The sequence below is a fragment of the Streptomyces sp. R818 genome (genome assembly GCF_056172735.1).
On sequence record NZ_JAOCNE010000012.1, the window covers coordinates 552,165 to 576,631 of the forward strand.

18 protein-coding genes and 2 pseudogenes are annotated in these 24,467 nt (G+C 71.6%); 14 read left to right on the top strand and 6 right to left on the bottom strand.

What is annotated here, in order from left to right; genetic code table 11:
* The first annotated feature begins 8 nt into the window (after positions 1 to 8).
* Positions 9 to 1,325 (top strand): polysaccharide deacetylase family protein, encoded by a 1,317-nt coding sequence (locus N5I75_RS28900; protein ID WP_476682125.1) that lies wholly within the window; start codon positions 9 to 11, stop codon positions 1,323 to 1,325.
* A 6-nt stretch (positions 1,326 to 1,331) separates the two neighbouring features.
* On the opposite strand, the gene N5I75_RS28905 is transcribed toward N5I75_RS28900, so the two are convergent.
* Positions 1,332 to 2,318 carry an ATP-binding protein gene (locus tag N5I75_RS28905; protein ID WP_476682127.1) on the bottom strand — a complete coding sequence of 329 codons (987 nt, stop codon included), beginning with the start codon at positions 2,316 to 2,318 and terminating at the stop codon, positions 1,332 to 1,334.
* Positions 2,319 to 2,419: 101 nt separating this feature from the next.
* Between N5I75_RS28905 and N5I75_RS28910 the strand changes: the two genes are divergently transcribed.
* Positions 2,420 to 3,244: a Fic family protein gene (locus N5I75_RS28910; protein WP_476682129.1), complete on the top strand. Its 825-nt coding sequence runs from the start codon at positions 2,420 to 2,422 to the stop codon at positions 3,242 to 3,244.
* Between the two features lie 381 nt (positions 3,245 to 3,625).
* Here N5I75_RS28910 and N5I75_RS28915 read toward each other — a convergent pair whose 3' ends face one another.
* Positions 3,626 to 4,477 (bottom strand): HAD family hydrolase, encoded by an 852-nt coding sequence (locus N5I75_RS28915; protein WP_476682131.1) that lies wholly within the window; start codon positions 4,475 to 4,477, stop codon positions 3,626 to 3,628.
* Positions 4,478 to 5,135: 658 nt separating this feature from the next.
* On the opposite strand from N5I75_RS28915, the gene ssd reads away from it, so the two are divergent.
* The 5 genes and pseudogenes from ssd to N5I75_RS28940 form a co-directional block, all read left to right on the top strand.
* Positions 5,136 to 6,197, top strand: a complete 1,062-nt coding sequence (ssd, locus tag N5I75_RS28920) for a septum site-determining protein Ssd (protein ID WP_476682363.1) — start codon at positions 5,136 to 5,138, stop codon at positions 6,195 to 6,197.
* Between the two features lie 46 nt (positions 6,198 to 6,243).
* Positions 6,244 to 7,407: a TadA family conjugal transfer-associated ATPase gene (locus N5I75_RS28925; RefSeq protein ID WP_476682133.1), complete on the top strand. Its 1,164-nt coding sequence runs from the start codon at positions 6,244 to 6,246 to the stop codon at positions 7,405 to 7,407.
* 31 nt (positions 7,408 to 7,438) lie between these two features.
* Positions 7,439 to 8,326: a type II secretion system F family protein gene (locus N5I75_RS28930; RefSeq protein ID WP_476682135.1), complete on the top strand. Its 888-nt coding sequence runs from the start codon at positions 7,439 to 7,441 to the stop codon at positions 8,324 to 8,326.
* Positions 8,327 to 8,732: 406 nt separating this feature from the next.
* Positions 8,733 to 9,197 (top strand): type II secretion system F family protein, encoded by a 465-nt coding sequence (locus tag N5I75_RS28935; protein ID WP_476682137.1) that lies wholly within the window; start codon positions 8,733 to 8,735, stop codon positions 9,195 to 9,197.
* 620 nt (positions 9,198 to 9,817) lie between these two features.
* Positions 9,818 to 10,039: pseudogene (locus tag N5I75_RS28940) on the top strand (Rv3654c family TadE-like protein); the annotation flags it as partial.
* Positions 10,040 to 10,344: 305 nt separating this feature from the next.
* Here N5I75_RS28940 and N5I75_RS28945 read toward each other — a convergent pair.
* Complete coding sequence (locus N5I75_RS28945; RefSeq protein WP_476682139.1) at positions 10,345 to 13,086, bottom strand: DEAD/DEAH box helicase; 2,742 nt, start codon at positions 13,084 to 13,086, stop codon at positions 10,345 to 10,347.
* An 82-nt stretch (positions 13,087 to 13,168) separates the two neighbouring features.
* Between N5I75_RS28945 and bldG the strand changes: the two genes are divergently transcribed.
* The 6 genes and pseudogenes from bldG (at position 13,169) to N5I75_RS28975 (ending at position 19,612) form a co-directional block, all read left to right on the top strand.
* Positions 13,169 to 13,510 carry an anti-sigma factor antagonist BldG gene (gene bldG / locus N5I75_RS28950; RefSeq protein ID WP_003975386.1) on the top strand — a complete coding sequence of 114 codons (342 nt, stop codon included), beginning with the start codon at positions 13,169 to 13,171 and terminating at the stop codon, positions 13,508 to 13,510.
* Positions 13,511 to 13,662: 152 nt separating this feature from the next.
* A complete protein-coding gene (locus N5I75_RS28955) occupies positions 13,663 to 14,097 on the top strand; it encodes an ATP-binding protein (RefSeq protein ID WP_476682144.1) in 435 nt (144 codons plus the stop codon).
* A gap of 324 nt (positions 14,098 to 14,421) precedes the next feature.
* Positions 14,422 to 16,828: pseudogene (locus tag N5I75_RS28960) on the top strand (sodium-translocating pyrophosphatase).
* A 219-nt stretch (positions 16,829 to 17,047) separates the two neighbouring features.
* Complete coding sequence (locus N5I75_RS28965) at positions 17,048 to 17,632, top strand: BAR domain-containing protein (protein WP_476682146.1); 585 nt, start codon at positions 17,048 to 17,050, stop codon at positions 17,630 to 17,632.
* Between the two features lie 109 nt (positions 17,633 to 17,741).
* Positions 17,742 to 19,298 carry a DUF7059 domain-containing protein gene (locus tag N5I75_RS28970; protein WP_476682148.1) on the top strand — a complete coding sequence of 519 codons (1,557 nt, stop codon included), beginning with the start codon at positions 17,742 to 17,744 and terminating at the stop codon, positions 19,296 to 19,298.
* A gap of 116 nt (positions 19,299 to 19,414) precedes the next feature.
* Positions 19,415 to 19,612, top strand: coding sequence for a hypothetical protein (locus tag N5I75_RS28975; RefSeq protein ID WP_476682150.1), 198 nt, complete (start codon positions 19,415 to 19,417; stop codon positions 19,610 to 19,612).
* 159 nt (positions 19,613 to 19,771) lie between these two features.
* Here N5I75_RS28975 and N5I75_RS28980 read toward each other — a convergent pair whose 3' ends face one another.
* From N5I75_RS28980 to N5I75_RS28990, 3 genes are all read right to left on the bottom strand, one after another.
* A complete protein-coding gene (locus tag N5I75_RS28980; protein WP_476682151.1) occupies positions 19,772 to 20,056 on the bottom strand; it encodes a TM2 domain-containing protein in 285 nt (94 codons plus the stop codon).
* A 317-nt stretch (positions 20,057 to 20,373) separates the two neighbouring features.
* The gene (locus tag N5I75_RS28985) at positions 20,374 to 20,775 is read right to left on the bottom strand and encodes a DUF2752 domain-containing protein (RefSeq protein WP_476682153.1); all 402 of its coding nucleotides are present in this window, start codon (positions 20,773 to 20,775) and stop codon (positions 20,374 to 20,376) included.
* Complete coding sequence (locus tag N5I75_RS28990) at positions 20,775 to 21,236, bottom strand: TM2 domain-containing protein (RefSeq protein WP_476682155.1); 462 nt, start codon at positions 21,234 to 21,236, stop codon at positions 20,775 to 20,777. The genes N5I75_RS28985 and N5I75_RS28990 overlap by 1 nt, the downstream gene beginning before the upstream one ends.
* Before the next feature lie 394 nt (positions 21,237 to 21,630).
* Here N5I75_RS28990 and topA point away from each other — a divergent pair, with 394 nt between their 5' ends.
* Positions 21,631 to 24,450 (top strand): type I DNA topoisomerase, encoded by a 2,820-nt coding sequence (gene topA / locus N5I75_RS28995; protein WP_476682157.1) that lies wholly within the window; start codon positions 21,631 to 21,633, stop codon positions 24,448 to 24,450.
* The last annotated feature ends 17 nt before the right edge of the window (positions 24,451 to 24,467 follow it).

Sequence of the window (24,467 nt, forward strand, 5' to 3'; positions counted from 1 at the left end):
GGCGGAAGATGGCCGCCACCCAGAGGACCGTCACACAGACAAGCTCCCCCCGGCAGTTCGCCGCCCTGAGGATCACCACGGCCGTCGCCGCGGCGGCGGCGTGCGCCGCCACTCTCGCGGGGTGCGGACACGACGACACCGGCGCCACCCGCGACCAGGGCGCCCCCGGTGCCAAGAAGGCCGCGCCCGCCGCCCCGCACCGCACGGTCCGGCTGATCGGCGACGGCTCGACCGCGTACACCGGCAGGCAGCCGCACCTGCCGAAGGCGGAGCGTCTCAGACCGGGCCACAGACCCCCGCAGTTCGTGGTCTTCTCCTGGGACGGGGCCGGCGAGGACAGCCAGAAGCTGTTCTCGCACTTCCGCAAGGTCGCCAAGGAGAACGACGCGACCATGACGTACTTCCTCAGCGGCGTCTATCTGCTCCCGGGCGCCAAGAAGGAGCTGTACGACCCGCCGCAGCACGCGCCGGGCCGCTCGGACATCGGCTTCAACGACGCCGAGGGGATCCGCGACACCGTCGAGCAGCTGCGCGGCGCCTGGCTCGAGGGCAACGAGATCGGCACCCACTTCAACGGCCACTTCTGCGGCAGCGACGGCGGCGTCGGACAGTGGTCGGTCGAGGACTGGAAGAGCGAGATCCGGCAGGCCAAGTCCTTCGTGCGCACCTGGAAGAGCAACACGGGCTCGAAGACGGCGGCCCCGCTGCCCTTCGACTACGACAAGGAGCTCGTCGGCGCCCGCACCCCCTGCCTCGAAGGGCAGAAGAACTTCATGCGCGCGGGCCGCGAGATGGGGTTCCGCTACGACACCAGCGGCGTCAACGACCAGGTGTGGCCCAAGAAGAAGCACGGCCTGTGGGACCTGTCCATGCAGCTCGTCCCGTTCCGCGGGCACTCCTACGAGCAGTTGACCATGGACTACAACTTCATGGTCAACCAGTCGGGCACCGTGCATGGCGACCCGGCCAGGCGTACGTACTGGGGCGACCAGATGCGTGACAGCCTGGTGGCCGGGTTCGAGCGCGCCTACAGGGGCAACCGGGCCCCGCTGATCATCGGCAACCACTTCGAGTCCTGGAACGGCGGCGTCTACATGCGCGCCGTCGAGCAGACGGTCCAGAAGGTGTGCGGCAAGCCCGAGGTCCGCTGCGTCTCCTTCCGGCAGCTCGCCGACTGGCTCGACGCCCAGGACCCCAGGACGCTGGAGAAGCTCACCGACCTCAAGGTCGGCGAGGCGCCGAAGCGGGGCTGGAAGTCCTACCTCGACGACGCGCCCGCCCCGGCGCCCAAGGGGGCGCCGGGCGCACCGGCCGACGCGTCGTGAGCCCTCTCAGACGGGCGCGGTGACGCTCTCCCGCAGCACGTAACCGGGGTCGACCTGCGCCACCAGGTCGGCCCCGGTCCGCTCGTTGCCCCAACTGCGCGCGTTCTTCTCGTGGAAGTGCACCATCTGGCGCGTGTAGCGCTCCCAGTCGCGCGCCTCGTACGTGGCGTCGGCGGCGTCCTGGAGAGTCCGCAGGGCGGCCCTGGTGGACTCCTCCAGGAGGTCGAAGCGCGGCGGGAGCCCCTTCTCCATGGCGCGCACCCAGTCCGACTGCCCGACGGTGACGAGCAGGTCGTCGCCCACCTCGGAGCGCAGGAAGTCGAGGTCGGCGTCGTCGTCCCCGCGCACCTTGTTGCCCACGACCTTCAGGGCGATGCCGTAGTCCTGGGCGTACTGCTTGTACTGGCGGTAGACGGAGACCCCCTTCCGCGTCGGCTCGGCGACGAGGAACGTCATGTCGAAGCGGGTGAACATGCCCGAGGCGAAGGAGTCGGAACCCGCGGTCATGTCGACCACCACGTACTCGTCACGGCCGTCGACGAGGTGGTTCAGGCACAGCTCCACCGCTCCGGTCTTGGAGTGGTAGCAGGCGACACCGAGATCGGCCTCGGTGAAGGGTCCGGTCACCATCAGACGCGCGGCGCCGCCGTCGAGTTCCACCGGCCGCGCACAGGCGTCGTACACCGGGTTGTTCTCGCCGACCCGCAGCAGCCGCGAGCCCTGCCCGGGCGGCGTCGTCTTGATCATCGTCTCGGCCGACGCGATCCGCGGGTTCGAGCCGCGCAGGTAGTCCTTGATGAGCGGCAGCCGCGCGCCCATGGCGGGCAGTTCGGCGGCCACGTCGTCGTCGAGCCCGAGCGCGGCGCCGAGGTGCTGGTTGATGTCGGCGTCGACGGCGACGACCGCGGACCCGGTGGTGGCGAGGTGGCGGATGAACAGCGAGGACAGCGTGGTCTTGCCGCTGCCGCCCTTCCCTACGAAAGCGATCTTCATGTTCACCTAGCGTAGTGCGACGACCGCGCAGGGTGTCGTACCCGCGTGAAGAAGACCACTCCATCGTGGGGCGCGGGCCCGGGGCCCGTAGGGTCGTACTCATGAGTACGTCAGCCGATCCCCTTGCCGCCCTCGGCACGCTCCCCGGCGTGAGCGACACCGTGGACTCCGTGCGCAAGGCCGTGGACCGGGTCTACGGGCACCGGGTCATGCGGCGCCGCAGCAACGAGGTCACTTCCGAAGCCGCCCTGCGCGGCGCACGCGGCAGCGCGGCGCTCTCCGGCGCCGACTGGGCGCTCGAAGAGGTGCGCAGGCGCACCGACTTCAGCGGCGCGGACGGTGACGGCGAGGCGCCCATGGTCGGCGCGGCCCTGCGCCTCACCGCCGAGGCCGGGCAGCTACTGTCCATCTGGCGGCAGTCCCCGCTCCGGGTCCTCGCGCGGCTGCACCTGGTGGCCGCCGCCGACCGCGGGGACGCGGTGGGCCGCCCGCGCAGCCCCGGCGAGCCCGTCGACGAGCCGCTCATCGAGCTGCCGCTGCCGAGCGCCGACGAGGTGGCGGGCCGCCTGGAGGGCCTCTCCCAGCTGATCATCAGCGGCAGCTCGGCGCCCGCCCTGGTGAGCGCCGCCGTCGTGCACGGCGAACTGCTCGCCCTGCGCCCGTTCACGTCGCACAACGGCCTGGTCGCCCGCGCCGCCGAACGCATCGTCCTGATCGGCAGCGGTCTCGACCCGAAGTCGATCTGTCCGGCCGAGGTCGGCCACGCGGAGCTGGGGCGGGCGGCGTACACGGCCGCGCTCGAGGGCTACGTCTCCGGTACGCCGGAGGGGATGGCGGCCTGGATCGCGCACTGCGGCAAGGCGGTCGAGCTGGGTGTCAGGGAGTCGACGGCGGTCTGCGAGGCGCTGCAGCGCGGCGCGGCCTGACCGGTGGCCCACGCGGCAGAGTGGCCGCGATTGCGTCTGAAAAGGGTTGCGGCGGTACGAGATCTCGTACCGCCGCTCACATGACGCGCCGGGTTACCAAGCGTCCTCGATATATGCCCATCAGGTCGGGACTTTGCCCGTCACCTGGTGCGGCTGGCCCGTAATCGACGGGTCGACGTCGCGTGGGTGCCCGGTGTTCATGCTTCGGTCCGTGGGGCCTGGTTGCGGTTAAAGGTGATCCTCTCGGATGTCCCTGGTCTCGCGGGCCGTTGACTCCTTTGTACTCCTCCCGTAGGAGAAGCGGAAGCCCTGGCCGCACTTCTTTACTTCTAGGGACGGAAAGGGACTTTCTGGACGGCTCTTTCCAGGCGCCCCCAGGCCCTACCGGGAGGCGGCGAGCGCCCGGCGCCGACTGGCGTACCAGACCAGGCCCGCCGTGGCCGCGGCGGCGCCCACCGCGGCCGCCGCGACCAGAGCGGGGCGCGAGGGCGCGGAGAAGTCCGGCAGCCGCTGCTTGAGCCTGACCGGCTTGTGGAAATCGAGAATCGGCCACGCGCGCGTGAGCGCCTCGCGCCGCAGCGCCCGGTCCGGATTGACCGCGTAGGGGTGCCCCACGGAGCACAGCATCGGCACGTCCGTCGCCGAGTCGCTGTACGCGTAGCAGCGCGCGAGGTCGTACCCCTCGGACCGGGCCAGGTCCTTGATCGCCTCGGCCTTCGTCGGTCCGTACGCGTAGTACTCCACCTCGCCCGTGAAGCAGCCGTCGTCGCCGACGACCATGCGCGTGGCCACCACCCGGTCCGCGCCGAGCAGCTCGCCGATCGGCTCGACGACCTCCGCGCCCGACGTGGAGACGATCACGACGTCCCGCCCGGCGGCGTGGTGCTCCTCGATGAGGGACGCCGCCTCGTCGTAGATGATCGGGTCGATCAGGTCGTGCAGCGTCTCGGCGACGATCTCTTTCACCTGTTCCACGTTCCACCCTCGGCACAGCGCCGAGAGGTACGCGCGCATCCGCTCCATCTGGTCGTGGTCGGCGCCGCCGGCGAGGAAGACGAACTGCGCGTAGGCGGTGCGCAGCACCGCCCTGCGGTTGATCAGCCCGCCTTGGTAGAACGACTTGCTGAAGGTGAGCGTGCTCGACTTAGCGATGACCGTCTTGTCCAGGTCAAAGAAGGCCGCTGTGCGCGGCATGGAGTGGGTCAAGGACTGGATTTCCACGAGTTTGAGCATAGGCGCCCACCATTCGGCGTAAGCTGTGGCGCGTGGGTTTGCTTGAGAAGGCTCTCGGGTACACCATGGAAGTCACGGATCGTTCGCGACCGTGCTAACCCCGGTCTGGCTCCTCCCCCCCCGAGTCAGACTGTGGGGACGACCCCCGCTCTCCCCCCCGGCGGGGGTCGTCGCATGTCCGGACCCGTTTTCGGGTCCATTTTTTGTGCCTTCGCCCACATGATCACGGCCCCGGGCCGCATGCTCTGATCTGCGATGAACCGGTCACCGTGGGTGACTGCCGACTGATGCTGGAGCCATCTTCGGGCTGCCCTGTGGAAGTTCTGACTCAACTTCACTGTGTCACTGGTATGGGTGATGGGGATATTCACAACCCTTCTCAGGTCCACAGTTATTGACCAAGATCCCCACGATTTCCGGGATCGATGCACGGTGATTCCGCAGGCGAAGTTCGGCATCGGTGTTCATGGCCGGTTCGTTATGGCCGAGCTGTGCCGGGGCGGCTGGTATTCGACGCCCCGGTTCCGGACTTCGCGGCGGCCGGTGCGGCCCGCGCTTCCCGTATGCGTACGGCGGATGCGGGCGTGTGCCGGCGGGCCAGGTGAGTCATACGGGTGCGGGTGTGCGGGGAGAAGGGGGCCGGATCGTGGCGGAAACCATGACGTGTGAGGTGCGGGGCGTGCGGCGCGTTCCGTTGATCGTGACGGAGGACGTGGATCTCCTCGACGACCTCCTGCGGCTGTGCGCCGCGGCAGGCGTCCGGCCCGAGGTCGGGCACGGGCCGCCCGCGACGCGGGGCAGTTGGGAGGCGGCGCCGCTGGTGCTGGTCGGGGACGACGCCGCGCGGCGGCTGCGCGGACTGGCGCGAAGGCGCGGAGTCGTGCTGCTGGGGCGCGACCAGGACGACCCCGGGGTGTGGCAGCGGGCCGTGGAGATCGGCGCCGACCACGTCCTGATGCTGCCCGACGGGGAGCAGTGGCTGATGGACCGGATCGCCGATGTCGCCGAAGGCGTGGGGCGGCCCGCGGTGACCGTCGGAGTGATCGGCGGCCGGGGCGGCGCCGGTGCCTCGACGCTGGCGTGCGCGCTGGCGGTGGAGGCGGCACGGGCCGGGCGGCGCACCCTCCTGGTCGACGCGGACCCACTGGGCGGCGGGCTGGACGTCCTCCTCGGCGGGGAGGCGGTGGACGGTTTGCGCTGGCCGGCCTTCGCCCACTCCAGGGGCCGCGTCGGCAGCGCCGCGCTCGAGGAGTCGCTGCCGCGGATGCACGACGTGCGGCTGCTCAGCTGGGACCGGGGCGACCTCGCCGCGGTGCCGCCCGAGGCGGTACGGGCGGTGCTCGCGGCAGGCCGGCGCAGAGGCGGCGCCGTCGTGGTGGACCTGCCGCGCCGCGTCGACGCCGGATCGGTGGAGGCGCTGGCCCAGCTCGACCTCGGGCTCCTCGTGGTGCCACCGGAGCTGCGGGCGGTCGCGGCGGCCCGGCGCGTGGCCGGGGCGGTGGGGATGGTGCTGCGGGATCTACGCGTGGTGACGGCGCCGACGCCCGGCCCGGGGGCGCTGGAGGGGGACGAGGTGGCCCGCTTGCTGGGACTGCCGCTCGCGGGCGAACTGCCGTGGCAACGACCGGCGCTGGAACAGCCCGGCGCGGGCGGTCCGCTCGGGCGGTTCTGCGCGGAGTTCTGGGGGCGGATGCCGGTGGGGTCGGAGGAAGTGGCGTGACCGGGGTGCGCGGCAGGTGGAGCGAGGCGGGAGCGAGGGGATCGCGATGAGTGCGGTGGTGGGGGCGCGGATGCTGGACGGCGTACGCCAGTGGCTCGCGGAGAACGGGGCGGAGGCGACACCCGCCCGGGTCGCCGAGGCGTTGCGGGCCCAAGGACGGATTCTGGGCGACGCGGAAGTGCTGGGCGCGGCCGGGCAGTTGCGGTCGGAGCTGGTGGGCGCCGGACCGTTGGAGCCGCTGCTCGCGGATCCGTCGGTGACGGACGTCCTGGTGTCGGCGCCGGACCAGGTCTGGGTCGACCGGGGCGGCGGCCTGGAGCAGGCAAAGGTGGGTTTCGAGAACGCGGCCGCCGTACGGCGGTTGGCGCAACGGCTCGCCGCCGTGGCGGGTCGGCGTCTCGACGACGCGCGTCCCTGGGTGGACGCGCGGCTCCCCGACGGGACCCGGCTGCACGCGGTGCTGCCACCGGTCGCGGTGGGCTGCACGTGTCTGTCGCTGCGGGTCGTGCGGCCACGGGCCTTCACCCTGGACGAGCTGGTGGCGGCGGGGACCGTGCCGCCGGGCGGCGACCGGGTGCTGCGGGCCCTCCTGGACGCGCGCCTCTCCTACCTGATCAGCGGCGGGACGGGCAGCGGAAAGACGACGTTGCTGAGCGCGCTGCTCGGCCTGGTCGGGCCGCACGAACGCATCGTGCTGGCCGAGGACTCCGCGGAACTGCGGCCGGACCATCCGCACGTCGTGCGCCTCGAAGCGCGGCCCGCCAACCAGGAGGGCGCGGGCGCCGTCGACCTCGCGGATCTGGTGCGCCAGGCGTTGCGGATGCGCCCCGACCGGTTGGTCGTCGGCGAGGTGCGCGGCGCCGAGGTCGTCTCGCTGCTCGCCGCGCTGAACACCGGACATGAGGGCGGCTCCGGAACTCTGCACGCCAACGCGGCGAGCGACGTCCCGGCCCGCCTGGAGGCGCTGGGAACGGCGGCGGGCCTCGACCGGGCAGCGCTGCACAGCCAGCTGGCGGCTGCGGTCTCCGTGGTGCTCCACCTCGTACGGGACCGGAGCGGGCGGCGCCGGATCGCGCAGGTGCGCGTACTGGAGCGGGACGCGGAGGGCTGGGTGCGGGCGGTGCCGGCGTTGGAGTGGGGCGAGCGGGGCTTCGTACCGGGCGAGGGGTGGAGGCGGCTCGGCGAGGTGCTGGGGGTGCGGGCGTTGTGACGCGCGAGGCGACGGGTGAGGGGAGCCGGGGATGCGGGGCGAGGTGTTGATGTCGGTCGGGATGTTCGTCATGGGGGTGGTGGCGGTGTCGGGGGCGGTCATGGGGTTGTGGGCCGATGGGACGTGGCGGGGCGCGGAGGCGCGGCGGGCCCGGGTGGTGCTGGGTGTCGGGCCCGGGAAGGTGCCGGCGTCCGGGTGGCGGCGGGTGGCCGAGGAGTGGTGGAGGCGGGGCCGGGCGCGCCCCGAGTGGGGGTGCGTCGCGGTCGGGCTGGTGATCGGGCTCGTCGGGGCCTCGGTGGTGCCGGTCGTGCTGGGGGTGTGCGCCGTACCGGGCGTGGCGCGGGCGCGGCGGGCCCGGGAGGCGCGACGGGAGCGGGAGCGGCGCGGGGACGCCGTGATCCGGCTGTGCGGGCTGATGGCGGGCGAGGTGCGGGCGGGGAAGCAGCCCGGAGAGGCGCTGGTCGTCGCCGTGCGGGAGTCCGGGGCGTTGCCCGATGCCGGGGGAAGCGCGGCCGTGGTCGCGGCGGCGCGGTTCGGCGGGGACGTCTCCGGTGCGTTGCGGGAGGCGGCGGGCCGGCCCGGGGCCGAGGGCCTGCACGGACTCGCGGCGTGCTGGCGGGTGGCGGTGGACCGGGGCGCGGGGCTGGCGTCGGGGCTCGAGCGTCTGGCGGGCGCGTTACGGGCTGAGCGCGACCAACGGGCGGACCTGAGAGCTCAGTTGGCCGGTCCCTGGTCGACGGTGGTGATGCTCGCCGCGCTGCCGGTGCTCGGCTTGCTGCTCGGCTCGGCGCTGGGCGCCCAGCCGTTGCGGGTGCTGCTGCATACGGGGGCCGGGGTGGGGTGCCTGGTGGTGGGCGGGGCGCTGGAGGCGGCGGGGATGTGGTGGGCGGTGCGGATCGTGCGGGGTGCGGAGGCGTGAGTGGTGCGGAGATGTGAGCGGTGCGGAGGCGTGAAGGGTGCGGAGGCGTGAGCGGTGCGGGACGGGGAGGTGCGGGGCGATGGAAGTTGTCCACAGGGTGGGGGTAGTGCTGTGCATGACCGTGCTGGTCGCGTCGCTGGTGAGCGAGGTCGGGGCACGGCGCCGGGAGCGTGCGATACGGCGACGGGTCCGGCTCGTGTGCGCGGTGAGCGGGGCGCGGGCGAGGCGGCGCTCGTGGGGCGCGCCTGTCGCGGTCCGGCGTTGGGCGCTGGTGGCCGGGGCGGTGAGCGCCGGGTATGTGTGCGTCGGGGGCATGGCGGGGTTGGTGGCCGGTGGGGTCGCGGGCGGGGCCGTGTGGCGGTGGCGGCGAGGCATGGCTGGTGCTGACGTAGGTCCGCCTGGCTCGGTGAGTGCGCGGACGCGCGCCGACGCGGAGCGGCAACTCCCGCTGCTGGCAAACCTGTTGGCGGCGTGCCTGGCGGCTGGTGCGGAGCCGGTGGGGGCCGCGCGGGCCGTGGGCGACTCGGTGGGCGGGCCGGTCGGGCAGGCGATGGCACGGGGCGCCGCGCAGGTGCGGCTCGGTGGTGAGCCCATCGCGGCCTGGCGGGAGCTGGCCGCGATACCGGGGGCTGCGGCGCTGGTCCGGCTGCTGGAGCGGGCCGGGGAGTCCGGGGCGCCGGCGGCGGGGCCGGTCGCACGCTTCGCCGCGGAGTGCAGAGCGGAGCGGGGCCGCAGGGCGACGGCCGTGGCGAGACGGGCCGCAGTGCTGATCACGGCACCGGTCGGGCTGTGCTTCCTGCCCGCGTTCCTCGTGATGGGGGTGGTGCCTGTGGTGATCGGACTGGGGGAGGGGGTGCTGGGCGGACGTTGAGGCCCGTGCGGTCGTACGGGAGCTGTGTGAACAGGGTTCGTGAAAGGGGGTTGTGGTTGTGAGCGGATCACGAGTAAGGCGGCGCGGGTACGATGGTCGGGCGGTCCGGTCGGTGCGGGGAGGCATGGTCAGTGCGATACGCGGGGGTGATCGCGGGTGGGGTTCGCGGGCTCTGTACAGTGGTGCGAGCGATTCGTGCAGCGCGTTGCTCCTGGGCGAAGCGCTCATGGTCTCTGAGGCGCCGCCCGGGCCGTGTGACGGGGCATGACAGCCGAGGCGGCGTAGTACTCCCGGTCCTTTGGCGTACGGGGTCTGGTCTGGGCGCTGCTCGCGGCGTCGGCGCAGATCCGGTGCGTGACGCGCGCGACGGGGCAGCGGTGGCCGGAGAGCCCCGGTACGCCGGGTGCACCGCCGCGGCGCCGGAGGGCCGGCCGGGGTCGATACAGCGACTGTCGGTGACGGTGCGGTGCGCGCCGCCGGACCGGGCCCGCTCGGGGTGGACCTGAGCGCGCAGGCCGTGGCGGCGGCGGAGGAGGGGGAGATGACGTGAGGCGGAGATGGAGGGGCGGCTCGGGCGGGCGGCGCGTTCGGACCGCGGGTCGGCCACGGTGTGGGTGGCCATGGCGCTGGCCGCGATCGGGGTCGTCTTCGGCGGCGTCCTGACCATCAGCCGCGCGGTCGAGGCCCGGCACCGGGCGGGCGGCGCGGCGGACCTGGCGGCGCTCGCGGCGGCGGATCACTGGCTGGAGGGAGACGGAGCGGCCTGCGCGCTGGCGGAACGGGTCGCCCGGGCGCAGGGAGCCAGGGTCACGCGGTGCGCGCTGCAGGCCCGGATCTCCGACGTGACGGTGTCGGCGGGGAGGGGTCCGTTGGAGGCACGGGTCAGATCGCGGGCGGGCCCGGTGAGTTCGGTGGGTGCACCGGGGGCGGTGGGTCCTGTGGGTCCGCCAGGCCCGGTGAGTCCTGTGGATCCGGTGGGTCCACCAAGCGCAATGGGCCCGGTGGGTCCGGTGAGTCTGGTGGGTCCGCTGAGTCTGGTGAATCCGGTGGGGGCAGCGGGGGCGGTAGGGCCGGGGGGTGTGACGGGGCGGTGCGGACATCTCCGGTCACCGGAGCGGCTGCGACGGCTTACCCGTGCCGCGAACGGCTACGACGCCGCCTCCGGCGCCCCAGACGCCGAACCCCGTTCGGGCGGATCCGGAACCGTCACCGCAGGCCTGGTGCTCGTCTCACCCGGCACCGTTTCCCCGGCCGCGCGGTCCCGCCCGGCTTCCGCGGTCGCCTCCGACCCGGAGTTCGTCCTACCCAGCAAAGGCTCCTCGGCCGCACGCTCCCGCCCGGACCCCCCAGTCACCGCCGACCCAGCGCCAGTCCCCGCCGACCCGGCACCCACCCCACCCGCCACCATTCCCTCAGCCGCGCGACCCCGCTCAGACCCAGACATCGCCGCCCCCCGCAACAACACCGACAGCAGCCGTACGGCTCCTCGTTTGTGCAGCGGATCGTTGCCGTTGCCGCACTTGGGGGACTGGATGCAGGAGGGGCAGCCGGCCTCGCATTCGCAGGAGGCGATCGCTTCGCGGGTGGCGGTCAGCCATTCCTCGGCCGTGTGGAAGGCGCGTTCGGCGAAGCCCGCGCCGCCGGGGTGGCCGTCGTAGACGAAGACCGTGGGGAGGAGCGTGTCGGGGTGGAGGGGGATGGAGACGCCGCCGATGTCCCAGCGGTCGCAGGTGGCGAAGAGGGGGAGCAGGCCGATGGAGGCGTGTTCGGCGGCGTGCAGGGCACCGCCGAGGATCTCGGGGTTGATGCGGGCGGCGTCGAGCTGGTCCTCGGTGACCGTCCACCAGACCGCGCGGGTGCGCAGGGTGCGGGGAGGGAGGTCGAGCTTGGTCTCACCGAGGACCTCGCCGGTGATGAGGCGGCGGCGGAGATAGCCGACGACCTGGTTGGTGACCTCGACGGAGCCGTAGCAGAGGCGGCCGTCGCCCCAGGGGACCTCGACGTCCGTCTCCAGGATGGAGATGGCCGTGGTGTCGCGGGCGGTCGTGGAGTAGGTGGGGTTGCCGGGTTCGACGAGGGCCACGTCGTCGTCGAGGTCCAGGTGCTTCACCACGTACGTACGGCCTTGGTGGAGATGGACGGCGCCGTCGTGGACGGTGGTGTGGGCGGAGGCCGCGTCGACCGTGCCGAGGAGCCGGCCGGTGGCGGCTTCGACGATCTGGACGGGGTTGCCGCCCGCGCCGCGGATGTCGGCGAGGTCGGCGGCGGACTCGCGGCGCGTCCAGTGCCAGGCCCTGACCCGGCGGCGCAGCAGCTTCGCCGCCTCCAGCTGCGGGAGGAGGTCGGTCGTCGCGGGGCCGAACAGCTCCAGGTCGGACTCGGTCAGCGGCAGCTCCGCCGCGGCCGCGCACAGGTGCGGGGCGAGGACGTAGGGGTTGTCGGGGTCCAGGACCGTCGACTCGACCGGCTGGTCGAAGAGCGCCTCGGGGTGGTGGACGAGGTAGGTGTCCAGCGGGTCGTCGCGGGCGACGAGGACGGCGAGCGCGCCCTGCCCGGCGCGCCCGGCGCGGCCCGCCTGCTGCCACAGGGACGCACGAGTGCCGGGGTAGCCGGAGATCAGGACGGCGTCGAGGCCGGAGACGTCGATGCCGAGTTCGAGGGCGGTGGTGGCGGCGAGGCCGAGGAGTTCGCCGGAGTGCAGCGCGGCCTCCAGGGCGCGCCGCTCCTCGGAGAGGTAGCCGCCCCGGTAGGCGGCGACACGCCGGGGCAGGAAGCGGTCGACCTCGGCGAGACGTTCCTGCGCGATCACCGAGATCAGCTCCGCGCCCCGCCGGGACCGTACGAAGGCGACCGAGCGGACGCCCTGCACGGTCAGGTCGGTGAGCAGGTCCGCGGTCTCGGCGGTGGCGGTGCGGCGCACAGGGGCGCCCTTCTCGCCCTGCATCTCGGTGAGCGGGGGCTCCCAGAGGGCGAAGACGAGCTCACCGCGCGGGGAGGCGTCGTCGGCGACCTCGACGACCGGCAGGCCCGTCAGACGCCCCGCGGCGACGGCCGGCTCGGCGGCCGTCGCCGAGGCGAGCAGGAAGACCGGGGAGGAGCCGTAGCGGGCGCAGAGGCGGCGCAGCCGCCGCAGCACTTGGGCGACGTGAGAGCCAAAGACGCCCCGGTAGGTGTGGCACTCGTCGATGACGACGTACTTGAGCGCCTTCAGGAACGACGACCAGCGGGGGTGGGAGGGCAAGATCCCGCGGTGCAGCATGTCCGGGTTGGTCAGGACGTAGTTGCCGTACTGCCGCACCCATTCGCGCTCTTCGAACGGGGTGTCGCCGTCGTAGACCGCGGGGCGTATCGCGGAGCCCAGGGGTTGTGAAAGTTCCTTCACAGAGCGGCACTGGTCCGCGGCGAGCGCCTTCGTCGGGGCGAGGTAGAGCGCTGTCGCGCCGCGCCCGTTCGGGGCCTCGGATCCGTCCAGCAATGTCGACAGGACGGGGGCGAGGTAGGCCAGCGACTTGCCGGACGCCGTGCCCGTGGCGACGATCACCGACTCGCCGTCCAGAGCGTGCTCCGCCGCGCGTGCCTGATGTGCCCACGGGTGTTCGATCCCCGCCTGCTGGACAGCGGCGATGACCTCGGACCGGATCCGGTCCGGCCAGACTGCATGACGACCTGGACGACGGGGCAAGTGCTCCGTATGAGTGATGCGCGCAGCCCTGTTCGGCCCCGAGGCGAGCCGCTCCAGAACCGCCCCGGGAGAGGGGCGGGAGGCAGCGGACGGCTGGGGATGATCGGGTCGGTGTTTCTTGGCCATCGGCATCGAGTGTGTCACTGGCGTGACGGACAATGCTTCCAAGGCGTCGTGCACGCCTGCCGGTAAGTGATTGAATGCCATCGCGGCTGGCGAACCGTCCCGGGGGATCAAGCCGAGGTATCCCCAAGGGGCGACCGCTCGATAGCAAGGTGCTGGAGGATCCGTGGACCTGTCCCTGTCGACCCGTACCGTCGGCGATCGTACGGTCGTCGAGGTCGGTGGCGAAATCGATGTATATACCGCGCCCAAGCTGCGCGAGCAGCTGGTCGAGCTGGTGAACGACGGCAGTTTCCATCTTGTCGTCGACATGGAGGGCGTGGACTTCCTCGACTCCACCGGGCTCGGCGTGCTGGTCGGCGGTCTCAAGCGGGTGCGTGCCCATGAGGGCTCGCTCCGTCTGGTCTGCAACCAGGAGCGCATTCTGAAGATCTTCCGGATCACGGGCCTGACCAAGGTGTTCCCGATCCACACCTCGGTCGAGGAAGCCGTCGCGGCCACCGACTGAGCCGACTGAGCAGACGGCGCCGCTGGATCGTGCCGCCCGCCGGGTTCCCGGACCCGTCGCGGCGGCCGGTCCGGCGGGGCCGGCAGATGGTGGGGATCGGTCCTTGGCCGGTCCGGTCCCCGAGAGCACGCCCGTACGTCCGAGGGGGATGCATGGCCACCGTCGAACTCCGCTTCAGCCCTCTGCCCGAGCACGTCAGGACCGCCCGTCTCGTGGCGGCCGCGGTGGCGCGCAGGGCGGGCGTGGACGAGGCGGTCCTCGACGAGGTCAGGCTGGCCGTCGGCGAGGCGTGCTCCCGCGCCGTGGGGCTGCATCAGAGCAGCGACATCACGGCGCCGGTGCGGGTAGCGCTGATCGAGGAGGAGAAGCAGTTCTCCATCGAGGTCGGTGACGAGGCGCCCCGTACGGTCGCCGTCCCCGCCGCGCCCGGCGTCGCCGGCAGCGGTGACGAACTGGAGGCCGAGGGCGAGGACGAGATGGGCCTCGCCGTCATCAGCGGCCTCGTGGACGACGTGGAGGTCACCGCGGACGAGTCCGGAGGTCTCCTTCGGATGACATGGCCCACCACGCCGTTGACGCTCCCGTAGCCGTCACGTCCGGGACAGTCCAGCGCGGCCCTGCTCACCACCCCGGTGAACAGGGCTTTTTTCATGCCTTCTTTTCCGTGATCCGCATAAGCGATCACCAAGAGGGATCTTCGACGTTTTCCCTGTGATCTTTGATAATGCCTCAAAGGCGTTATCCCCATACCCAGTGCGTATGGCGCGAAATGTGTTTCCCGATCATTCGCCGGGTAGGCAGAACACGGCAACAGAAGAACATCGACGGCTGCGGCGTACTGTTTTGATCAGGTTCCGCTCCCTACAATCCGTCCACAATCTTGAGCTCTTCCCAAGCGTCAAGGAGGACGAATGGCGGAGCCCTCAACCATCGCGGCCGCAGTCCTGACGGACGACAACCGTCTGATCGTGATCGTCATCGCCGTCGTCGCGCTCGCGGCGCTCGCCGTCGCCGGAGTCCTGGTGCGCCAGGTGCTCGCGGCCGGCGAGGGTACGGAATCCATGAAGAAGATCGCGGCCGCGGTCCAAGAAGGCGCGAAAGCCTATCTGGGCCGCCAGCTGCGCACCCTCGGCGTATTCGCCGTCGTGGTGTTCTTCCTGCTCCTGCTGCTTCCCGCGGACGACTGGAATCAGCGTGCCGGGCGCTCGGTCTTTTTCTTGATCGGCGCTCTGTTCTCGGCGATCACCGGCTATATCGGAATGTGGCTCGCGGTGCGCAGCAATGTGCGTGTCGCCGCCGCTGCCAGGGAAGCGACTCCGGCGGAAGGCGAGCCGGAAAAGGATCTCACCGCTGTCTCGCACAAAGCCATGAAGATCGCTTTCCGCACGGGTGGCGTCGTCCGTTCACGGTGGGGCTCGGTCTGCTCGGCGCCTCCTGTGTCGTGCTCGTCTACGCGGCCGACGCGCCCAAGGTCCTGGAGGGTTTCGGGCTCGGCGCGGCGCTGATCGCGATGTTCATGCGCGTCGGCGGCGGCATCTTCACCAAGGCCGCCGATGTCGGCGCCGACCTGGTCGGCAAGGTCGAGCAGGGCATGGGCATCCCCGGAGGACGACCCGCGCAATGCCGCGACCATCGGCGGACAACGTGGGGGACAACGTCGGGGACTGCGCCGGAATGGCCGCCGACCTGTTCGAGTCCTACGCCGTCACGCTCGTCGCCGCGCTGATCCTCGGCAAGGCGGCCTTCGGCGACGCCGGACTCGCGTTCCCGCTGATCGTGCCCGCGATCGGGGTCCTCACGGCGATGATCGGCATCTTCGCCGTCGCCCCGCGCCGCGCCGACCGCAGCGGGATGACCGCCATCAACCGCGGCTTCTTCATCTCCGCGGTGATCTCCCTCGCCCTGGTGGCCGTCGCCGTCTTCGTCTACCTGCCGGGCAAGTACACCGAGCTCGACGGGGTCACCGACGCCGCGATCCGCGTCAAAGACGGCGACCCGCGCATCCTCGCGGTCGTCGCCGTGGCCATCGGCATCGTCCTCGCCGCGCTCATCCAGCAGCTCACCGGCTACTTCACCGAGACGACCCGGCGCCCGGTCAGGGACATCGGCAAGACGTCGCTGACCGGCCCCGCCACCGTCGTCCTCGCGGGCATCTCCATCGGACTGGAGTCCGCGGTCTACACGGCGGTGCTGATCGGGCTCGGCGTGTACGGGGCGTTCCTGCTCGGCGGTACGTCGATCATGCTCGCCCTCTTCGCGGTGGCGCTGGCCGGTACCGGGCTGCTCACCACCGTCGGCGTCATCGTCGCCATGGACACCTTCGGCCCGGTCTCCGACAACGCGCAGGGCATCGCCGAGATGTCTGGCGACGTCCAGGGGGCGGGCGCGCAGGTCCTCACCGACCTGGACGCCGTCGGCAACACGACGAAGGCGATCACCAAGGGCATCGCCATCGCCACCGCCGTGCTCGCGGCCTCGGCGCTCTTCGGCTCGTACCGCGACGCGATCCTCACCGCCGCGCGGGACGTGGGAGAGAAGGTCGGCGAGGGCGGGCCGATGAACCTCGTCATGGACATCTCCCAGCCCAACAACCTGGTGGGACTCGTCGCCGGGGCCGCGGTGGTGTTCCTCTTCTCCGGGCTCGCCATCAACGCCGTGTCCCGGTCGGCCGGTTCGGTGGTCTACGAGGTGCGCAGGCAGTTCCGCGAGCGCCCCGGGATCATGGACTACACGGAGCAGCCGGAGTACGGGCGCGTCGTCGACATCTGCACCAAGGACGCGCTCAGGGAACTGGCCACGCCGGGGCTGCTCGCCGTGATGGCGCCGATCGCGATCGGCTTCACGCTCGGCGTCGGCGCACTCGGCGCCTACCTCGCCGGGGCCATCGGCACCGGCACCCTGATGGCCGTCTTCCTCGCCAACTCGGGCGGCGCCTGGGACAACGCGAAGAAGCTCGTCGAGGACGGGCACCACGGCGGCAAGGGCAGCGAGGCCCATGAGGCGACGATCATCGGCGACACGGTCGGCGACCCGTTCAAGGACACCGCCGGGCCCGCCATCAACCCGCTCCTGAAGGTGATGAACCTCGTCGCGCTGCTCATCGCGCCCGCGGTCGTCAAGTTCAGTTACGGGGACGACGCGAGCGTGCCGGTGCGGGTCGTGATCGCCGTCGTCTCGCTCGGTGTCATCGTCGGGGCGGTCTACGCGTCCAAGCGGCGGGGCATCGCGGTCGGCGACGACGAGGACGGGAACGGCGAACAGGGTCCGGGGCGCGTGCCGAAGCCGGCCGACCCGGCTGTGGCACCGTCCCGTACGTAACGCGCGTCTCAGTCAGTCGCGGGTGTGTGCAACGAGTGGGCGGGCAAAGGTTCCTGACACCTTGTCCGCCCACTGACGTGTCCCCCTTCTGCAGGGCTTTGTCCGTGAGCCTTCTCTCCCTTGGTGCAAATGGCTGCTAAACGTGAATAAAGCGGTCATATAGTGCGTCTGACGGGCGAGAGACGTGTGCTCGGCGTGTAAGTTCCGGGGCCGAGAGCCATGGAAGGGACCGATCCGGTGAACAAGAAGCTCGCAGCCGCACTGTCCGGCGGTGCGGTACTGGTACTGGCCTTGTCGGGTTGCGGTGACGACAGCAACGACAAGCTGAACTCCTGGGCCAAGCAGGTCTGCGACGCGGTCCAGCCGCAGGCCAAGAAGATCGAGTCGGCCAACGCCGCGATCCAGAAGCAGACCTCGGACAACAGCTCGCCCGCCGACGTCCAGAAGACGGACTCCAAGGCGTTCCAGGACATGTCCGACGCGTACAAGGCGATCAGTGACGCCATCGACGAGGCGGGCGCTCCGAACGTGGACGGCGGCGAGAAGAAGCAGCAGAACGCCGTCAAGGAACTGGACAAGATCTCCACCTCGTACGCCGACCTGAAGACGCAGGTCGACAAGTTGGACACCAAGGACCAGGGCAAGTTCGCCGAGGGCCTCAAGAGCGTCGCCGGTGAGCTGAGCAAGCTGAGCCAGTCCGGCAGCGACGCGCTGAAGAAGCTCGAGGAGGGCGACGTCGGCAAGGCGATGTCCGAGCAGGAGAGCTGCAAGAGCGCGTCCGCCACGCCTTCGGCCTCCTCCTAGCCCCGACAGGCCCGGGCGCCGACCCGCGTCGGCCCCGGCTGCCTCCGGCTGATCCGACAGGCCCCGGGTGGGGGCGGTGCCGGGAGGCTCGAAGCGTCACAATGGACGCGTGAGTTCTCCCGCCTCCCCCGCCCTGCCCGCCGCCGACCGTGACGACGTCGCCGCCGCGCTGCGCGACGCCCTGATCGCCGCCGAGTTCACCGCCGACGGGCTGCTCGACCTGCTCGGGGCGCCCGCCTACGCGGCGCTCGCGCGCAGCGAGACCGTGCCCGCCCTGCGCGCCACCCGGGGGGACACGCCCCTGGAGACGCTCGTCCGGCTCTTCCTGCTGCAGCAGCCCGCTTCGCGCGAGCGCGTCGCCGCCGTGCTGCCCCTTGAGGCGTGCCTGGAGAGCGGCTGGCTGCGCGAGAGCGGCCAGGACCACACCGCGGTCGTCGCGACTGTCGACGTACGGCCCTACGGCGGGCCCGACGACGAGGACTGGTTCATCGTCTCCGACCTGGGCTGCGCCGTCGGCGGCGCGGGCGGCATCGGCAGCAATGACGAGGGCGTCGTCCTCGGCGTCGGCGGCGCGTCCACCACGCTCGCCGGGATCACCGTCCGCACCCCCGTCGCGTCCGCCCTCGACCTCGGCACAGGATCCGGGATCCAGGCGCTGCACGCGGCACGGCACGCCACCCGCGTCACCGCGACCGACCTCAACCCGCGCGCCCTCCACATCACCGCGCTCACCCTCGCCCTCTCCGGGGTGCCCGCCGCCGACCTGCGCGAAGGCTCGCTGTACGAGCCCGTGGGCGACGCCACGTACGACCTGATCGTGTCGAACCCGCCCTTCGTCATCTCGCCCGGCGCGCGGCTCACCTACCGCGACGGCGGGATGGGCGGGGATGATCTGTGCCGCTCGCTCGTCCAGGGCGCGGGAGAGCATCTGAACGAGGGCGGATACGCCCAGTTCCTCGCCAACTGGCAGCACGTCGAGGGCGAGGAGTGGACCGAGCGGCTGCGCTCCTGGGTGCCGCGCGGCTGCGACGCCTGGATCGTGCAGCGCGAGGTGCAGGACGTCACGCAGTACGCCGAGCTGTGGCTGCGCGACGCCGGTGACCACCGCTCCGACCCGGCCGCGTACGCCGCCCGCTACGACGCCTGGCTCGACGAGTTCGAGGCGCGCAAGGTGACGGCCGTCGGGTTCGGCTGGATCACCCTGCGCAAGTCGTCGGCCGCTGAGCCGAGCATCGTCGTCGAGGAGTGGCCGCACCCCGTCGAGCAGCCGCTCGGCGACACCGTGCGCGCCCACTTCGAGCGGCTCGACTGGCTGCGCAGCCACGACGACGCGGCGCTGCTCGAATCCTCCTTCCTGCTCGCCGGTGAGGTCGTGCAGGAGCAGGTCGGGCTGCCGGGCGCCGAGGACCCGGAGCACGTCGTGCTGCGGCAGGGGCGCGGGATGCGCCGGGCCACGAAGGTGGACACGGTCGGCGCCGGGTTCGCGGGCGTCTGCGACGGGACGCTCAGCGCGGGCCGGATCCTCGACGCCATCGCCCAACTGGTCGGCGAGGAGCAGGTGTTGCTGCGCGACCGCACGCCCGCGCAGATCCGCACCCTGGTCGAGCAGGGCTTCCTGGAGCCCGGCGGTGTGCCCGGGAACCCCGGCCCCGGACAGGTCGGATAGCTGCTCTTCGCCTTGTGCTGCCCGGGAGTTCACCCCGGGTTCCCCCGCCCGTGCCAGCGTCACCGGACCGGGCGGCGGGGGCCGCCCCGGTATCGGGGAGTCCGGGAGGCATGGCGATGGAGAGTGCACCTGCGTTGTTCGCGGGGACGGTGTTCGCGCTGTTCGGCGCGGGGCTCGTGGTGTGGACGGGCGCACGCACGGCACACCGGCAGCCCGTCGTGTACGGGGCCCGGCCGGTGGCGGCGGCGGTGGTCACCGGTGCGGCGGGGGTGGCCTGCCTGGCGCTGGCGGCGTGGTGTTTCGGCCAGGTGTGACGGGGCGTTATACGTACGACTTGGTGTGCCTGGATGCCGTTATACGTACGACTTGGCGCTGCCCTGCGAAGCCCATAACCGTTATACGTACGACGACGCCCGCCTCCGGAGGAAACCGGGGCGGGCGTCGGCACGTTCGGGCTGTTGCGGATCCGCGCGTCAGCGCAGCGGGCGGCCCTGCGCGTCCGTGCGGTCGTTGCTCGTGAGGAACAGGATGCCGTCGATGAAGCCCCACAGGCCACCGGCGCCGCAGGTCAGGATCGAGACGACGAGCTGCCAGACACCGATCTTGGTGTCACCCACGTAGAAGCGCCCGACGCCGAACGAGCCGAGGAAGATACCGAGCAGGCCGGCGACCAGCTTCTGCTTGTCGGAGTACGGGCGGCCCTGCGGGTCGACACCGAACGGGGCCTCGGGCGTGGCGCCGGGGAAGGGCTGGGACATGGGAGTTGCTCCTAGGGACGCGAAAAAGCGGCACGGCGGGGCCGGGCCTGTGAGCGGAAGGTTCCGAGAGCGACGCACCGGTGGGGACACGGCGTGGCCTCGGAAGTCCGAAGCGTAGAGGGGGAGATGCGGGTCCCACCTGGTCGGGGCGCCGATCGTGGCGTGTTCGTGACCTTGCGCGGCCTCAGATGACGCGCTATCAGGGGCAGGGCCGACGGCACGCGGTCGGGAGCCGCCCGGGGCCGGGCGCGTGACAACAGGTGAGCCGCCGCTCGCCCGGCGCGTCAGAACAGGTGGGCCGCCGCTCGCCCGGCGCGTCAGAACATGTTGCGCACGACGCCCCAGACAACCGCCACGCCGAGCAGCGCCAGCTGCGTACGCGCGCTCAGGGCAGGGCGCCAGCGGCGTCCGCGCAGGCCCTCGTACAGCCAGCGGCCGAGCAGGTAGAGGAGGAACGGGGACACGGCGAGGAGCAGGGCGTTGTCGTGCCAGGCGGTCGCGACGTGGCCGTGCAGGACGTCGTAGACCATGCGGGTGCCGCCGCAGCCGGGGCAGAGTAGCCCAGTGAGCGCGCGGAACGGGCAGCCGGGCAGCAGGTGGCCCGGCTCGTGCGGGTTCGTGCCGTAAACGTACGCCGCCCCGGCGGCCCCGGCGGCGAGCACCGCGAGGGGTGCGGCGGCCGGGGCGCGGGATGCGGCGGTGCGCGGAGGGGTCGCCACTATGACCGCAGGATGCGGCCCTGCGCGTCGGTCGTGTTGCTGCCGGCGAGCATGACGATGCCGTCAATGAAGCCCCACATACCGCCGATGCCGCAGGTCAGCACGCCGACCAGGAGCTGGCCGACGGCCAGGCCCGTGTGTCCGGTGTAGAAGCGGCCGACGCCGAACGTGCCGAGGAAGATGCCGAGCAGGCCGGCCGTCATCTTCGACTTGTCCGAGTACGGGCGGCCGTACGGGTCGTAGCCGTAGGGCGCCATCGGGTCGTAGGCGGCGGGCGTGCCGGGCTGCGGCTGGGGCGGGTAGCCGCCGCCCGCCGGGGCGGAGCCCGGGTAGGGGTAGCCGTAGGTGGGCTGGCCGCCGGGCGGCGGGCCCTGCGGGGGCTGCTGCGGGTAGCCGTACGGGTTGGCGCCGCCCGGCTGCTCCTGCGGGGGCTGCTGGCCGTAAGGGTTGCTGTCGGACATCGGGAATGCTCCTGGGTCGGGATGCCGGTGGGGACGGACCGGGGGCCTCCCTTGGTCATCCATGTCACCCATGGGCTCCCCCCAGCCGTCCGCCATCTTGTCAGGAGCAGATAAGGGAGGGGAGCGAGGGAGCGGGAATGGCAGCGGGACGGGGACGGTCGTGACAGGAACGTGGCACGGGAGGCCGCTGGGCGGCACACGCAGTGATCTTGCGGCTACGCGGAGGCGGGGCCTCCGCTCTCCGGTCCGGGGGCAGGATCACGAGGAGTCGGGTTACCGTTCCGAGTGGCTGCTGCGCGCTTTTCCCGTTTGACACACCGGCGGGAGGTACCGTCACACTCCGCAGCAGTGTCATGGAAGCAGCCACAACCGCCGACCGGAGAGAAGAGCGAAGTTGTCCCCGACCAGCGAGACCGCACAGGGCGGCCGCCGACTCGTCATCGTCGAGTCGCCCGCCAAGGCGAAGACGATCAAGGGCTATCTCGGTCCTGGGTACGTCGTCGAAGCGAGCGTCGGGCACATCCGCGACCTCCCCAACGGCGCGGCCGAGGTCCCCGAGAAGTACACCGGCGAGGTGCGCCGTCTCGGCGTGGACGTCGAGCACGACTTCCAGCCCGTCTATGTCGTCAACGCCGACAAGAAGGCGCAGGTCAAGAAGCTCAAGGACCTCCTGAAGGACTCCGACGAGCTCTTCCTCGCCACCGATGAGGACCGCGAGGGCGAGGCCATCGCGTGGCACCTCCTCGAGGTCCTGAAGCCCAAGGTCCCCGTCCACCGGATGGTCTTCCACGAGATCACCAAGGACGCGATCCGCAGCGCCGTCGCCAACCCGCGCGAGCTGAACAAGCGCATGGTCGACGCCCAGGAGACCCGCCGCATCCTCGACCGTCTGTACGGCTACGAGGTCTCGCCGGTCCTGTGGAAGAAGGTCATGCCGCGCCTGTCGGCGGGCCGCGTGCAGTCCGTGGCGACCCGGCTCGTCGTCGAACGGGAGCGCGAGCGCATCGCTTTCCGCTCCGCCGAGTACTGGGACCTGACCGGCACCTTCGCGACCGGCCGCCCCGGCGACCCGTCCGACCCCTCGTCCCTCGTCGCCCGGCTCAGCGCGGTCGACGGCAAGCGCATCGCGCAGGGCCGCGACTTCGACTCCGTGGGCCGCCTGAAGTCGGACACGCTCCACCTGGACGAGGCGAACGCCCGCGCGCTGGCCGCCGCCCTCCAGGACACGCGGTTCGCCGTCCGCTCGGTCGAGTCCAAGCCGTACCGGCGCTCCCCGTACGCCCCGTTCCGTACGACGACGATGCAGCAGGAGGCCTCCCGCAAGCTCGGCTTCGGCGCCAAGGCGACCATGCAGGTGGCGCAGAAGCTGTACGAGAACGGCTTCATCACCTATATGCGTACGGACTCCACGACGCTGTCGGACACGGCGGTCGCGGCGGCTCGTACGCAGGTCACGCAGTTGTACGGGGCCGACTACCTGCCGGACAAGCCGCGCACGTACGCGGGCAAGGTGAAGAACGCGCAGGAGGCGCACGAGGCGATCCGCCCCTCCGGCGACCGCTTCCGCACGCCCGCCGAGACCGGTCTGACCGGTGACCAGTTCAAGCTGTACGAGCTGATCTGGAAGCGGACCGTCGCCTCCCAGATGAAGGACGCCGTCGGCAACTCGGTCACTGTGAAGATCGCGGGCCGGTCGAGCGACGGCCGGGACGCCGAGTTCAGCGCGTCCGGCAAGACGATCACCTTCCACGGCTTCCTCAAGGCCTACGTCGAGGGCGCCGACGACCCGAACGCGGAGCTGGACGACCGCGAGCGGCGCCTGCCGCAGGTCTCCGAGGGCGACCCGCTGACCGCCGAGGAGCTGACGGTCGACGGCCACGCGACCAAGCCGCCGGCCCGCTACACCGAGGCCTCGCTCGTCAAGGAGCTGGAGGAGCGCGAGATCGGCCGCCCGTCGACGTACGCGTCGATCCTCGGCACGATCCTCGACCGCGGCTATGTCTTCAAGAAGGGGACCGCCCTGGTCCCGTCCTTCTTGTCGTTCGCCGTCGTGAACCTCCTGGAGAAGCACTTCGGGCGCCTGGTCGACTACGACTTCACGGCCAAGATGGAGGACGACCTCGACCGCATCGCGCGCGGTGAGGCGCAGTCCGTGCCGTGGCTGAAGCGTTTCTACTTCGGCGAGGGCGACGGTTCGGGCTCCGCCGCGGAGGCGGGCAACGGGGACGGCGACCACCTCGGCGGCCTCAAGGAGCTCGTCACCGACCTGGGCGCGATCGACGCGCGCGAGGTCTCGTCCTTCCCGGTCGGGAACGACATCGTGCTCCGTGTCGGCCGCTACGGCCCCTACATCGAGCGCGGCGAGCGCGACTCCGAGAACCACCAGCGCGCGGACGTCCCCGAGGACCTCGCCCCCGACGAGCTGTCCGTGGAGTACGCCGAGGAGCTGCTCGCCAAGCCGAGCGGCGACTTCGAGCTGGGCACCGACCCGGCCAGCGGCCACCAGATCATCGCCAAGGACGGCCGTTACGGTCCCTACGTCACCGAGGTGCTCCCCGAGGGCACCCCGAAGACCGGCAAGAACGCAGTGAAGCCGCGGACGGCCTCGCTGTTCAAGACCATGTCGTTGGACACAGTGACGCTCGACGACGCCCTGAAGCTGATGTCCCTCCCGCGCGTGGTGGGCGCCGACGCCGAGGGCATCGAGATCACCGCGCAGAACGGGCGGTACGGGCCGTACCTGAAGAAGGGCACGGACTCGCGCTCCCTCACGAGCGAGGAGCAGCTCTTCACGATCACCCTCGAAGAGGCGCTGCAGATCTACGCGCAGCCCAAGCAGCGCGGGCGCGCGGCCGCCAAGCCGCCGCTCAAGGAGCTGGGCGAGGACCCGGTCAGCGGGAAGCCCGTCGTCGTGAAGGACGGCCGCTTCGGCGCGTACGTCACCGACGGCGAGACGAACGCCACACTGCGCTCCGGTGACTCCGTGGAGGAGATCACGCCCGAGCGCGGCTACGAGCTGCTCGCGGAGAAGCGGGCGAAGGGCCCCGCCAAGAAGACGGCGAAGAAGGCCGCCAAGAAGGCGCCCGCGAAGAAGACGGCCGCCAAGAAGACCGCTGCCAAGAAGACGGCCGCGGCCAAGACGACGACCGCCGCCAAGAAGACGGCTGCCAAGAAGGCGCCCGCGAAGAAGGCGGCTCCGGCGCCGGTCGAGTAAGCCGGGCAAGCGGTACG

Coding starts and splice junctions, on each gene's coding strand:
- N5I75_RS28900 (WP_476682125.1), top strand. CDS start 9: ATGGCCGCCACCCAGAGGACCGTCACACAGACAAGCTCCCCCCGGCAG.
- N5I75_RS28905 (WP_476682127.1), bottom strand. CDS start 2,318: ATGAAGATCGCTTTCGTAGGGAAGGGCGGCAGCGGCAAGACCACGCTG.
- N5I75_RS28910 (WP_476682129.1), top strand. CDS start 2,420: ATGAGTACGTCAGCCGATCCCCTTGCCGCCCTCGGCACGCTCCCCGGC.
- N5I75_RS28915 (WP_476682131.1), bottom strand. CDS start 4,477: ATGCTCAAACTCGTGGAAATCCAGTCCTTGACCCACTCCATGCCGCGC.
- ssd (WP_476682363.1), top strand. CDS start 5,136: ATGACGTGTGAGGTGCGGGGCGTGCGGCGCGTTCCGTTGATCGTGACG.
- N5I75_RS28925 (WP_476682133.1), top strand. CDS start 6,244: ATGAGTGCGGTGGTGGGGGCGCGGATGCTGGACGGCGTACGCCAGTGG.
- N5I75_RS28930 (WP_476682135.1), top strand. CDS start 7,439: ATGCGGGGCGAGGTGTTGATGTCGGTCGGGATGTTCGTCATGGGGGTG.
- N5I75_RS28945 (WP_476682139.1), bottom strand. CDS start 13,086: ATGGCATTCAATCACTTACCGGCAGGCGTGCACGACGCCTTGGAAGCA.
- N5I75_RS28955 (WP_476682144.1), top strand. CDS start 13,663: ATGGCCACCGTCGAACTCCGCTTCAGCCCTCTGCCCGAGCACGTCAGG.
- N5I75_RS28965 (WP_476682146.1), top strand. CDS start 17,048: ATGGAAGGGACCGATCCGGTGAACAAGAAGCTCGCAGCCGCACTGTCC.
- N5I75_RS28975 (WP_476682150.1), top strand. CDS start 19,415: ATGGAGAGTGCACCTGCGTTGTTCGCGGGGACGGTGTTCGCGCTGTTC.
- N5I75_RS28980 (WP_476682151.1), bottom strand. CDS start 20,056: ATGTCCCAGCCCTTCCCCGGCGCCACGCCCGAGGCCCCGTTCGGTGTC.
- N5I75_RS28990 (WP_476682155.1), bottom strand. CDS start 21,236: ATGTCCGACAGCAACCCTTACGGCCAGCAGCCCCCGCAGGAGCAGCCG.